Below are 13,342 nucleotides of genomic sequence, written 5' to 3'. Positions count from 1 at the left end.
CACCCCGGACGCCGCCGCCGCGCCGACGCTACTTCCCGCCCCCCAGCCCGAACGTCACGCCAACGTTCAGCGTCGACGCCCCCGCCCCCACATCGCCGTACAGCGCGAGACGCGGCTTCATGAAGTAGCGCAGCCCCGCCCGCCCAATGAAATAGATGCCGCTGGAGTAGTCGCCCGCCCAGTCCGTGCTCACACTGCTGTTCCCCAACCCCAGCCCGAAAAAGGGATCGAGCTTGGGGTTGCTCTTCACGTCGAAGTGGTAGTTGGCGGTGACGCCGATGTTGAGATAGCGGAAGTCGTAGTCGGTCCCGACGTAGCGATTGTTGTAGTTCCAGATGTCGACGCTGGCCTGGATGCCAATGGTGCCGTTGCCGAGATCGGGGAGGCGCTTGATAGCGCGCTCGAAGCGCCCGCCAAAGGCCATCCCCGCTTCACCAATCCCACCCAGCCCCACCGTGGGCCCCAGATCCATATAGCCGGGCGAGAAGATCGAACTCCCCGCTTCCTTGCCCTGCGCTGCGGCTGATGAGGGAAGGGCGACAATAGACGTCGCCGACAGCACAGCAACGACGAGGGCGAGGCGCGCTCGCGGCGCGCGGGGAATGAGGCGGGCGACAACGCTTGGCATGTTGGACTCCTGCGAAGGGATGGGACGGTCGTGCGAAGGCACAACTCCCTTTGCGCAAGAGCTCGGCGCCAACGGTCATCGAGGCGCCGGTCGGAGGTCGCTATTCCTCGAACAGCGTCGCGAGGTCGATGCTGAACGGCGTCGCTCCCGCCGCCGGCTGCCACGACAGCACGCGCTCCTCCATCTGGGGGAAGGTCGCATCGGGCGTCCAGGCCTCGGCGCGGCGCTGCTCCACATCGATGAGCCAGTACAGGGGGACGCGCCGTTCCTGGTACAGGCGGCGCTTGGTGAAACGGTCGTAGCGCGCGGTGGTGGGGCTCAGGACCTCGATGACGAGCGAGAGCTGCTGGATCTCGATCCACTCTCGCACGCGCCCAAAGCGCGACGGAACGACGAAGAGATCCGGCTGGACGAGCACATCGGGGAGCCCGCCCCACGAGATGTCGGCGGGAGACATGAGTACCTCGCCGGCGTGGTGCTCCTCGACAAACTGCATCAGCGCGAAGTGCAGCCGCCCGACCACGCGCTGATGCCGAGTCCGTGGCGCCGGGCTCACCAGCAGCTCCCCATGCACGAGCTCGTACCGGTTCCCGTCGTCGGGGAAGGCGAGCACTTCCTCCCTCGTGTAATACCGATCCAGCGCGGCAGGCATGGACATACGATCTGCTCGGCTCGGCCGAGGGCGCAAGGGTGAGGTGGGGACAGCATCCTGCACGCTGGCGCGTGGGCCTTGGCGCCGCGTGATCATTCGGTTGCGTTCCGTACCGATTGTCGTGCCAGCGGGAGTCGCGAATGCGCGTTCATGCAATTGTCAGGATTCACGTTGCGCGACTGTATGCAGAAGAACGTCGCGCCCCGCCGCTGCGTAGTGCTTCCAGCATCGATAGAATCCGCATCATCAATCCAACCCCAACCCCCAGGGTCCGATGTCTTCGTCCGTTCACAGCTCGGGCAGTCGATGGCGCGACGCATCGATTGTGGTCGCCGTTGTTGCCGCCGTCGCGGCCGTAGCGCTTGCCGCGGGATCGGCGCCGCTCGTCGCGCAGGCGCGACCGGCCGGCGTGCGCGCGCAGGTTGCTCCCGCTCCCACGGCGCCCATGGTGGTCGACACGTCGCTCTTCTCCGCACTGCGCTGGCGCGAGATTGGACCGGCGCGCGGTGGGCGGTCGGTTGCTGTCGCCGGTTCGGCGCAACGCCCGCTCGAGTACTGGATGGGGACCACCGGTGGCGGGGTCTACAAGACCACCGATGCCGGGATGAACTGGCAGGCGGTGACCGACCGCTATTTTGGCGGGACGATTGGCGCCATCACCGTTGACCCGCTCAACCCCGACGTGGTCTGGGTGGGCGGCGGCGAGACCGACATCCGCGGCAACACGTCGCACGGCGATGGCCTGTGGAAGACGTCGGACGGTGGGCGCACCTGGCAGATGCTTGGCTTCCGCGACGAGCACATCTCCACCATCCGCATCCATCCCACCAACCCCAGCGTCGCCTACATCGGCGTGTTTGGGGACGTGTTCAAGGCGACGCCCAATCGCGGTGTGTACAAGACCACCGATGGCGGGAAGACGTTCAACAAGATCTTCTTCACCAGCGACTCGGCGGGCGTGATCGACATCGCGATGGACGTGACAAACCCCGAGGTGCTGTACGTCGCGATGTGGCAGGCGTGGCGCTCGCCGTGGGGGATGTCGTCGGGCGGTGTGCATTCGGGGATCTACAAGACGACCGATGGCGGCGCGAGCTGGACCAACCTGGTGAAGGAGTCGAAGGGGCTCCCGCAGGGACTCATCGGGAAGGTGGGGCTCGCCGTGTCGCCGGTGAACCCGCGGCTGGTGTGGGCGCAGATCGAGGCCGACTCGGGCGGTGTGTACAAGTCGAGTGATGGCGGCGCGACGTGGGCGTACATCAACCGCGAGCGCAAGCTGCGGCAGCGCGCCTGGTACTACTCGCAGATCTACGCCGACACCAGGGACACGAACATCGTCTACGGGCTCAACGTGGGCTTTTTCCGCTCCAACGACGGCGGGAAGACGTTCCCGGTGTCGATCAACCCGCCGCATGGCGACAACCACGACCTGTGGATCGCACCTAACGACAATCAGCGGATGGTGCAGGGCAACGACGGCGGGGCCAACGTGACCTTCACCGCGGGGCGCACGTGGACCGACCAGGAGTTCCCGACCGCGCAGTTCTACCACGTGACCACCACCAACGAGTGGCCGTACAAGATCTGCGGCGCGCAGCAGGACAACTCGACGCTCTGTGGCCCCTCGCGCAAGCAGGGGACGATCGAGATTGCCGACTGGTACGATGCCGGCGGCTGCGAATCGGGGTACATCGCGGCGCACCCGCTCAAGCCGAACGTCACCTTCGCCGGCTGCTACGGCGGCAACCTCGATCGCAAGGATCGCGAGACCGACTTCACGCGCGACGTGACCGTCTATCCGCGCAACCCGATGGGGCATTCGTCGGAAGACATCAAGGTCCGCTTCCAGTGGACCTTCCCGATCGTCTTCTCGCGCCACAATCCCAACGTGCTGTATGCGGCGGGGTCGCAGCTGTTCCGTTCCACCAACGAAGGGGAGTCGTGGACCGCGGTGTCGCCGGAACTTGCGCGTCGTGACCCCAGGACGATGGGCCCGTCGGGCGGTCCGATCACCAAGGACCAGACCGGCGTCGAGACGTACGGGCTCATCTTCGCCTTCGATGAGTCGCCGGTGACGCCCGGGCTGTTGTGGGCCGGGACCGACGACGGCTACATCTGGATCTCGCGCAACAACGGGGTCAAGTGGGACAACGTGACGCCGAGTGACATTGGCGACTTCACGCGCATCTCGATCATCGAGCCGTCGCGTTACGCGGCGGGGACGGCGTACGTCGCGGCCAACCGGTATGCGTTAGGCGACAAGACGCCGATCCTGTACAAGACGACCGACTACGGCAGGACGTGGACGAAGATCGTCAACGGGATCAAGGGCGATCACTTCGCGCGCGCGATTCGCGAGGATCCCGTCCGTCGCGGGTTGCTCTTTGCCGGCACCGAGCGCGGCGTGTACGTCTCGTTCGACGACGGGCAGAACTGGCAGTGGCTGCAGAAGAACCTGCCGTTCGTTCCCGTGCATGACATCGCGATCAAGGACAACGACGTCATCCTGGCCACGCACGGGCGGTCGTTCTGGGTGATGGACGACATCTCGGCGATGCGGCAGTACCAGCCGGACATTGCGCAGAAGGCGGCGCACCTCTTCAAGCCGGTCGATGCGTACCGGACGCAGTGGAGCGGGGGTGGCGGTGGCGGCGGTGGACGCGGCGGCGCCACGGTGGGCGCCAACCCGGCGTCGGGCGCGGTCGTCTACTACATGCTCAAGTCGCCCAACCAGAAGGTCACGCTCGACTTCACGGACGCGAAGGGTGACGTGATCCAGTCGTTCACCAGCGACATGGACCCCGACGCGGCCGCCGATTCGGTCCGTCAGGAGCAAGCGCGGGCCGCGCGCGTCGACTCGCTCGTGCGCGCCGGCGTGTCGCGCGACAGCGCGTTGCGTGTCGTGCGCGCGGCGGCCGGCCCGGGGGGCCCGGGTGGCGGCGGCTTCGGCGGCGGTGCGCGCCGTCCGCGCGTCGCCAACCGCGCGGGGCTCAACACCTTCTCGTGGAACCTGCGCTATCCCGATGCCGTCACGTTCGACAACCTGATCATGTGGGCGGCCAGCACCACGGGTCCCGTTGCGCCTCCCGGCACCTACGCCGTCAAGCTCACCGTGGGCGGCGAAAGCCAGGTGCAGCGCTTCCTGGTGAAGAAGGACCCGCGCGGCACCGCGACCGACGCCGACCTCCAGGAGCAGTTCCGCCTCCTGATCGCCATTCGCGACAAGACGACGGAGGCAAACAATGCCGTGCGCATGGTGCGCAACATGCGCTGGAACGTGAACGATCGCACCGGGAAGCTCACGGGCGACCAGGCCAAGGAGTTCACGTCGATCGCCGGCGGCATGATGAAGGAGATCACCGCGGGCGAGCAGGAGGTCTACCAGACCAAGAACGAGTCGAATCAGGACCCGCTCAACTTCCCCATCCGGCTCAACAACGAGATTGCCGGCGTGGCCAGCTACGTGGGGCAGGGCGAGTATCGCCCCACCAAGCAGGCGTACCAGGTGTTCGGCGACCTCAAGGTGGAGCTGGACAAGCAGCTCAAGGCGATCAAGGCGTCGATGGATCGCGACCTGCCCCGGCTGAATGCGATCCTGCGCGCGGCGGGGCTGGAGGAGCTGAAGCCGAGCACCGAGGAGATCAAGGGGAACAAGCCGAACGTCGTTTCGTAAGGGCAGAAGACGAGAAGACGAGAAGACGAGAAGACGAGAAGCCTGCCCCAGCGAAGGCTGGGGACGAGAGGCCTGCCCCAGCGAAGGCTGGGGACGAGAGGGGCCCAGCCGGTGGCTGGGCCCTTTCTCTTCTCATCATACCTCGCCTCTACTTGAGCTCCAGCTTCCCCTGCGGCCGCAGCCCCACCACCCGCCAGCCGCCGCCACCGCGTTGCAGCTCCGCGGTGAAGCGCGCGCTCTTGCGACGGTTGGCGCCGAACGGGGAGCGGACGTTCACGCTCGCGTCGAACTCCGCGGTGGCGCGCGAGCCGTGCAGGCGCACCTCGGGTGCACCGCTCACGCTCATCGAGATGCGCCCCTCCCGCATCAGCGCGCCCCACTGCTCCTGCGTGCCACCGTCGAGAAGCGACGCCGCCGACGAGTTGCTGCCGCTCAGGAGACTCGCCGCGCTCCCGATGGCAGCGCGGATCGCGTCATTCGCGGCCGACTCGCTCTCCACCGCCTCGCCCTTGGGCGACTCGTCGCGCGGTGCGTCGGTGCGCGGCGGTGGATCGTTAGTAACCGGCTCGGTGGGCGAGACCGGGCGAGACGTCCCACCCGCCGGCGGCGCGGCTCGCTCGATTCCGCTCCCGCCCCCGCTCCCGCCGCCCGGGCGATCGTTAGGCGGCACGACGGCTTCGCGCGGTGGTTGCGCTCGACGCCCCCCCGTTCCGTTGTCCCCCCCCGATCCGCCGCCGCCCGACTGCGCCGGCGGGTTGATGATGAGCGACGACGCATCCTCGGTGCGCGGCGGAGGAACAACCTGCGCGATGTCGGTTCGCGGCGTGGTGTCGGCCACTTGCGCCTGCGCGCTGTCCGGGCGCGTCCCCGGCATCTCGGTGACGTCGGTGTCCGGACGAAGTATGCGCACGCCGAGCCCGGCGGCGACGAGTACGGCGGCCGCCGCGGCGAAGGTCCGCCAGTCGCGCGTCCATCCCTCCGACCATCCCTCCAGCGATCCCCATGGTCGCAATTGCGCCTGACGGGGCGACTCGGCGGTGTGGAAGGTCCCCGTCACCGGGGCGGCATCGTCGGCAAGGCGCGTGGCCGGCGCTCGGTTCGCGGCGTCACTGGCCACGCGCGTCCCCGCTGGCCCCTGTGCACCCAGCGCAACCGGCGCACCCAGTGCACCCGGCGCGTTCTGCGCGGCGGACTCCACGGCCAGGCGCGTCTCGGCGGGGATCGGCGTGCGGCGTGAGGGCGGAACGTCGAGCCCGGAGGCCAGGAGCAGCGCGTCGCGGAACGCCGTCGCATTGGCGTAGCGATCGTCGCGTTGTTTGGCCATCGCCCGCCGGATGATGTCGTCCACCGCCGGTGGCACGTCAGTTACGTACGAACTTGCGGCTGGCGGTGGATCGTTGAGCTGCTTCATCATCAGCCCGTAGTCCGAGTCGGCCTCGAAGGCCATGCGCCCGGTGACCAGCTCGAACAGGACCGCGCCCACGGCATAGAGGTCGGTGCGCCCGTCCACCTCCTCGCCCCGCAACTGCTCAGGGGCCATGTACATCGGCGTCCCCACCGCGTGCCCCACTTGCGTCTGGCGGGACTTCCCGATGAGCCGCGCGATGCCGAAGTCCATCACCTTCACCGCGCCATTGTTCGCCAGCATGACGTTGGCCGGCTTGATGTCGCGATGGACCACGCCCTTGTCGTGCGCGTGGTCGAGCGCGTCGAGCACGGCGGCGCACAGCTCGCAGGCGCGCGCCCAGGCAATGCGCCCGTTGCGATGCACGATGGCCTCGAGCGTGTCGCCGCGCACGTACTCCATGATCATGAGCAGCGACTCACCGTGCCGCTCGAGCCCGTGCAGCGTGGCGATGCGCGGATGATTCAGGCGCGCGAGCGCGACCGCCTCCAGGCGGAATCGCTCGATGAGCGCGGCGTTGCGCGCCAGCTCCGGCTTGAGGACCTTGATGGCCACGTCACGGTCGAGCATCTCGTCGACCGCGCGAAAGACGGCCCCCATCCCGCCGTCGCCAAGCTTCTCGACGATGCGATAGTTGCCGACCGTGGTCCCGATCATTGCGGGATCTCCACGCCGCGGGTCTCCTTGGCGCTGTTTACGGAGGGCTCGCCGGCCACGCTCATCATGAGGATCGCAACGGAGATGTTGTCGTGCCCCCCAGCCTCGCGCGCGAGCGTCACCAGGCGATCGCAGGCAACCTGCGGATGCGCGTCGCGCGCCACGGCGAGCAGGGTCGCGTCGTCAATGAGGTCGTAGAGACCGTCGCTGCACAGGAGGAAGCGATCGCCGGGAAGGACGGCGAAGGGCTGCGGCCATCCCGTCACCTGCACGTCGCGATGGCTCCCGAGGGCGCGCGAGATGACGTTCTTGTCGGGATGATGCCGCGCCTCCTCACGCGAGATCACCCCCTGCCTGACGAGGTGCATCACGGCCGAGTGGTCCTCGGTCATGAGGAAGATCTCGCCGGCACGAATGAGGTAGAGGCGCGAGTCGCCAACATGCGCGCTGTAGGCGTGCCCGCCGCGCAAGATCAGCGCGGTGCACGTCGTCCCCATCCCCTTGAGCTTGGGATTGCGGTCGGCCGAGTCGAAGATGGCGCGGTTTGCCGCCTGCAAGGCACGCGGGAGCGAGACGAGCGGATCGCCATCGTCCTCGTCGAAGCGCAGCACGATCGTCTCCATCGCCAGGCGCGAGGCAATCTCGCCAGCCTCGTGCCCTCCCATGCCGTCGCACACCACGGCGAGCAACCCCTGCCGCGCCAGGGCATCGGGAGCGGTCGGGCGGATGATGCGCACGCAATCCTCGTTGATCTCGCGAATGCACCCGGGGTCGGTCGCCACACCGGCCTCGATGCGAAGCTCCGCGGCGTGCCCACCGTCCACGCCGCCCATGCGTCCCAGTTCGGTGGTGGGGCGCGCGCCCTTCGATACGGCGCCAGCGCCGGCAGCTGCAGCCGATCGGGAGCGGGAGAAGAGACGGTCGAGAAAGGACATCGTGTGCACGGAAAGGGGCAATGAGGGAGTGAGCGTCAGGGCAATGCGACGTTGCAGTGGTGACTCGCGTGGTTCAGGGGCGCCGGCACCCGGTCAGGCTCTCCATCGTCTCCTGCATCCCTTCCTCGAGACGCAGCGGTCGGCGGAGATCGTCGCAACCGGGGCGCCGCAGCGTGAGCTGCACCTCGGTCCCCACCGGGGCACGCCAGGTGTAGGGCGTCGTGCCAACGCGCACATCGTTGATGTAGACGTCGGCCGTCCCCTCCATCACGCGGATGATCAAGGGGCGGCGGCTCACGGAGTCGGCCAGCGTCGCGGAGATTCCCGCCATCGATTGCACCGCCAACGATTCCGGGCGCATGGGTTCGGTTGGCGTGACGGCCTCCGGGCCGAGCGAGATTTCGTCGCGCCCGGCGGAGCGAACACCCGGCACGTCGCCCCGCTCCGTTGGCCCCACGCCGATCGTTGTCGTGCCGCTTCCGGTCGTTTGGCCTTGCTCACCACCCGGCGATCGGAGGCTCCACGCAAAGAAGACGATCGCGGCCACGGCGACCATCCCCGACAGCGCGAGTCGCCACTGCCTGGCGATAGTGGTTGCGACCTCGCCGCTCGTACGCAGGAGGTCACGCCCGCCGATATTGCCAAGCGCCACCAGCGACGGCAGGTGGCCAGCCGGCTTCTCCCCCGACTGCAGGCCGCGCAGGTCGGTGAGCAGCGCCTCGGCCGTGGCGTAGCGATCGTCCGGGCGCACCTTGAGGCAGCGCCCGATGATGCGGTCCACCTCGCGCGGGAGCCCGGGACGCAGCTCGCTGGCTGGTGCATAGGCGCCACGCAGGATCTTCTCGCCTATGAAGCCGTCGGCGCCCCCTTCGAACGGGAGTCGCCCGGTGAGCATCTCGTAGAACAGGATCCCTAACGCCCAGATGTCGGAGCGCGGCTCGGCGCGTCCGGTGCGCAGTTGTTCCGGCGCCAGCGACATCAGCGTGCCGACCACGTTGCCGGTGCTCGTCAGGCGAGGGGTGGAGTCGCCGACGGCGATGCCGAAGTCGAGGAGCTTGACGGCGCCAAGGATGTCGACCTTGACGTTGTTCGTCTTGAGGTCGCGGTGCACGATGCCGCGCTGGTGGATGTAGCTGACGGCATCGGCGAGGGCGGCGAAGATGCGGATCGCGTCGCCGACGGGGAGCGGGCCGCGGGCGCGGATGAGCTGCTCCAGCGTGTCGCCGTCGACGTACTCCATCACCAGGCAGGGAGCCCCGTTCACCTCGAGGAAATCGTACATCTGCGAGATGGCGGGGTGCGACAGCGCCTGGAGGATGCGCGCCTCGTTGCTGAAGCGCTCCAGGGCGCGTGGGGCGGCCGTGGTGTTGAGCACCTTGGCCGCCGCCACGCGCCCGGTGGCGCGGTGTGCCACCCGATACACCGTCCCCATGCCGCCGGCCCCGATGTAGTCGATCACCCGGTACGGGCCGATCGAGCTGAGCATGGGAGGTCCGGCAGACATGGGGAGGTGATCCGATGGCTCGTGTTGTGGCTGGCGGGACTAGCGGGCGGCCGTCGGGTCGCCGATCCGGAGCAGCTCCATCCCGTAGCGGATCGGGATCGAGAAGGAGATCTGGGCGTCGGTCGTCTTCCCCGCGAAGTAGATCCCGATCACGTTGCCGAAGGCGTCGAACATCGGGCCACCGCTGTTGCCGCCACCGGTGGAGTTGATCGTGAGCTGGTACGTGTCGCCGCTCGGCGCAAAGGTCATGAAGCCGTCGCGCACCTCGGCATCGGCGGCGCGCAGGATCTTGCCGATGTTCCCCGTCGACAGCGTCGGCATGGGCAGGACGCGCTGCTGCACTTCACGGTTGAACATGTCGCGCGACTTGATGAGGGTGATCACCTCGTCGGACACGCCAGGGTAGCCCATTACCGTTACGGCATCGCCCTGTTTGGTCTTGTCGTACGTGTCGACCATGTTGACGTACTGCAGCGTGGGCGGGGCATCGACCTTGATGAGGGCCACGTCGTGGCGCTGCGAGGGGCGGACGTTCTGCGCCTCGAACGGCGTGGGATCCTTCGGGAAGCGCACCATCAGGTACTCGACACGCGCCTGGAAGTCGCCGATGTCGCCCTTGGGGCCGGCCTGCTTGGTCTCCGACGGGATCCACTGCTGCGGCGGGCGCGTGAGGACCGGACCGCCATTCTCGTCGAGGAGCACGGCGCCCGTGCGCGGGTTGATCACGGGACCCACGTCGCCCTGCGAGTCGAAGCGATACCAGGTCTGCCAGTTGTAGGCGACGTGGCGGTTGGTGAGGATGAAGCCGTTGGACGTGACGACGAAGCCCGAACCACGCGCGCTCACGCCGATCGGGCGCCCCGCGCTCGGGTCGAGGGTGAGCGCAGGCTCGAGCGCGTTGTCGACCTGGACGTAGGCCGGCAGCCCTTCACGCCCGTTGTCGATGATTGGGTGGAGGCGTCCGTCCTTTCCCTTGTAGCGATTGGCCACCACGCGGTGATACACCTGGCCACCGGTCTCGCGATACGTGAGCTTCCAGCTGAAGTCGACCTGCACCACCGCGGCGCCGTACTTCTCGGCGATCTCCGACGGCTGCAACTGCTTGGACAGCTCGTCGGCGCGCCCGAGCTTCGCGCCCAGCGCGGCCATGCCGGCCTGCTGCGCCCGGGTGACACTGTCCTTCGCCGCCGCCAGGGCGGTCGCCGCCTTCTGCTCCGCTTCATGCGCCTTGTCGTCGGAGACCTTCTTGGCGTAGGCCGCGGCCGCCACCACCAGCACCAGCGCCGCGGCGCCGACGAACATGGAGTTGCGGTTGGACTTGGCCTTGGTCTCGCCAATCATGCGCTCCACCGTCGCCTTGCCGATGGCGTTAGGCGCGGGGATGGCGCTGCTGGCACTACCGGCGCTCGCCGAGGCGGAGGCGCCCGACGAAGCGGCGGTCCCGCTCACCCGCGTCTCGGCCACACCCTGCACCGTGGCGCCAACCGGCCCCGCCACCCCCAGGCGCGTCGCCTTGACGTAGAGCGCGGGGAGCGGGTCGAGGTCGAATTGCAGCTCCGGACCGCCGGCGCCGAGCTGGATCACGTCGCCCGGCTGCAACGGCATCTCCCCAACCACGCGCAGCTTGTTGAGGAAGGTCCCGTTGCGCGAGTTGAGATCCTGCAGCTTGAAGCGGTACGGATCCGCGGTGTCCTTCGAGATCCGGGCATGCTGGCGCCCCACCAGGTCATCCTTCTCGGGGTCGAATCGGATGGTGGAATTCGGGTCGCGGCCGATCGTGAGCTCGGCGAACTGCTGTAACGGGAACTCCTCCAACTGTGATGCCTTGGAGCCCTTGAGATGGCGGAGGATGACGCGTTCCATGGTGAAGTCTCCTGGGGAGGTGCCGGGGTCGGGGACCAACGGGGCGGACGACGTCCGCAACTGCTCACCAGGACACGCGCACCCAAGGCGGGAAACAGCTCATGAGGGAGAAGACGAGAGGACGAGAGGACGAGAAGACGAGGTTGAGCACCCCCTGCGCCGAGTGCCGGCGCCTGAGGGTCAGAACCTCGTCTTCCCGTCTTCCCGTCCTCTCGTCTTCTCGTCCTCTGCCCTACCTCCGCCAGCCCCGCGCCTCCTCGGCGCGGCCGGTCTTCTCCAGGACCTCGGCGATGCGCTCGGCGGTGGAGCGCGTGGGGCTCGCGTCCGCGCCGCGGGCGGCCACGAGCTTGCGGTACGCACGGCGGAGCATCGGCTCGCCCTCGGCCACGTGCCCGGTCATTGCCAGGTGGTGCCCCAGCACGCTCTCCGACGACGCGATTGCCCAGTGGTCGGCAGGGAGATACTCGCGCCGCAGCGCCAGCGAGCGGCGAAAGGCGCTGTCGGCGGCGGCGTCGGCGCCGCGCTCGGCCAGGGCGAAGCCCAGGTTCTGCAACGCAACCGCAGCCTGCGGATGGCTGGGGTGGAGCGCGCCGCCGATGTGCCCCACCACCTCACGCGCCGCCGCTTCCACCGCGGGCCAGTCGTTCACCGAGGCGCGGAGCACCGCCAGCTGCGAAACCGAACGCAGGTACTCCTGGTGCGACGTCCCCACGGCCTGGCGCAGTATCTCGACCGACTGGCGAATGGCGGTGTCGGCGGCCTCGGGGTGCTTGGCGAAGTCGAGGACGGTCGCCAGTTGGCGGAGTGCGGCGCCGTAGTTCGCCGACGTGCGACCGCGCACCCGTGCCTCGGCCTCGAGTGACTCGCGCGAGAGACTCTCGGCGCGCGCGATTTCTCCCTTGTACAAGTACGAGACCGAGAGATTGACCAGGGAATACGGGAGCGCATCGGCCGACGCCGAGTCGCTGCTTACGCGCCGAATCGCGAGCGACTTGAGCTGGAAGTCCAGCGCCTCGTCCAGGCGCCCCTGATTCTCGATGTACCGGCCCAGGTTGTCGTACGCGGTCGCCAGCTCCGCGTTCGCGCGTGGTGCAATCCGGCTTTGGATGTCGACGATGCGCCTGGCGATCGCTTCCGCCTCGGCCAGGTTGCCGCGCGCTTCCTCGAGCGCGGCGAGGTACGACAGCGACATGCTCGTTCGCTGGTCCAGCTCCCCATACTCCGTCTCCCGCAGCGCGACGGCACGCTCGACGTGCACGCGCGCCGAGTCGTAGAGGGCGAGTTCCGTATAGGTCTGGCCAATGGTGTGGCGGATCTGGGCCTCGACCTCGGGGGCGAGGTGCTGTCCCTCGATGTCCTTCGCGGCCTGGGAGAGCACCTGGGCCACGGTGACGTTGCGCCCGGAGTTGCCCGGATCCACGGCGGCCAGCATCCGCGACAGGAAGGCATTCACCTGCTGGACCTTGGCGCGTTCCAGTTCGGCAACGCGCGCCTGACGAGTCGTGGCCACCACGCCGCCAATGAGTGCGGCCACGGCGATGATGCCGCCCGTCACCTCCACGCGGCGGCGACGGACAAACTTCCCCAAGCGGTAACCCGTCGCATCGCGTCGCGCGCTCACGGGGAGTCCGTCGAGGTGGCGCCGGAAGTCCTCGCCCAACTGCTCGGCCGAGTGATAGCGGCGCGCCGGCTCCTTGCGCAGCGCCTGCAGGATGATCGCGTCGAGGTCGCCGGCCAGTCGACGTCGCAGGCGCGCGGGTTCCTTCTCGCCAAACGTCACGGCGTGCGCCGCGGTGACGAGCGACGAGGGGGCGGGCGCCGGCACTTCGCTGATGACCTGCTGCATCTCGGCAAAGAGGTGGCCGTCGAAGGCAAAGGGGCGGCGGCCGGTGAGGAGTTCGCAGGCAATGACCCCTAACGAGTAGAGGTCGGAGGAGGTGGCCACGGGGAGGCCGCGGACCTGCTCGGGGGAGGCGTAGTCGGGGGTGAAGGCGTGGGCGCCGCCCTGGGTGGGGGGGAGCTGGT

8 protein-coding genes are annotated in these 13,342 nt (G+C 68.3%); 1 reads left to right on the top strand and 7 read right to left on the bottom strand.

Annotated elements, in window-relative coordinates; genetic code table 11:
* Positions 1-28: 28 nt before the first annotated feature.
* Positions 29-628 (bottom strand): hypothetical protein, encoded by a 600-nt coding sequence (locus IT359_03720; protein ID MCC6928081.1) that lies wholly within the window; start codon positions 626-628, stop codon positions 29-31.
* Between the two features lie 100 nt (positions 629-728).
* A complete protein-coding gene (locus tag IT359_03715; GenBank protein ID MCC6928080.1) occupies positions 729-1,286 on the bottom strand; it encodes a Uma2 family endonuclease in 558 nt (185 codons plus the stop codon).
* A gap of 268 nt (positions 1,287-1,554) precedes the next feature.
* On the opposite strand from IT359_03715, the gene IT359_03710 reads away from it, so the two are divergent.
* A complete protein-coding gene (locus IT359_03710; GenBank protein ID MCC6928079.1) occupies positions 1,555-4,953 on the top strand; it encodes a glycosyl hydrolase in 3,399 nt (1,132 codons plus the stop codon).
* A gap of 148 nt (positions 4,954-5,101) precedes the next feature.
* On the opposite strand, the gene IT359_03705 is transcribed toward IT359_03710, so the two are convergent.
* From IT359_03705 to IT359_03685, 5 genes are all read right to left on the bottom strand, one after another.
* Complete coding sequence (locus IT359_03705) at positions 5,102-7,015, bottom strand: protein kinase (protein MCC6928078.1); 1,914 nt, start codon at positions 7,013-7,015, stop codon at positions 5,102-5,104.
* Positions 7,012-7,950, bottom strand: a complete 939-nt coding sequence (locus IT359_03700) for a Stp1/IreP family PP2C-type Ser/Thr phosphatase (protein MCC6928077.1) — start codon at positions 7,948-7,950, stop codon at positions 7,012-7,014. Before IT359_03700 ends, IT359_03705 begins: the two co-directional genes overlap by 4 nt.
* Positions 7,951-8,023: 73 nt before the next feature.
* Positions 8,024-9,436: a serine/threonine protein kinase gene (locus IT359_03695; protein ID MCC6928076.1), complete on the bottom strand. Its 1,413-nt coding sequence runs from the start codon at positions 9,434-9,436 to the stop codon at positions 8,024-8,026.
* A 57-nt stretch (positions 9,437-9,493) separates the two neighbouring features.
* A complete protein-coding gene (locus IT359_03690) occupies positions 9,494-11,317 on the bottom strand; it encodes a trypsin-like peptidase domain-containing protein (GenBank protein ID MCC6928075.1) in 1,824 nt (607 codons plus the stop codon).
* A 232-nt stretch (positions 11,318-11,549) separates the two neighbouring features.
* The coding region (locus IT359_03685; protein MCC6928074.1) for a tetratricopeptide repeat protein at positions 11,550-13,342 on the bottom strand (1,793 nt) is incomplete at its 5' end.

Source organism: Gemmatimonadaceae bacterium, assembly GCA_020852815.1.
In the GTDB taxonomy this organism is placed as follows: Bacteria; Gemmatimonadota; Gemmatimonadetes; order Gemmatimonadales; family Gemmatimonadaceae; genus SCN-70-22.
Note: the sequence above shows the minus strand (reverse complement) of the source record. Positions and strands in the feature narration are given on the sequence as shown.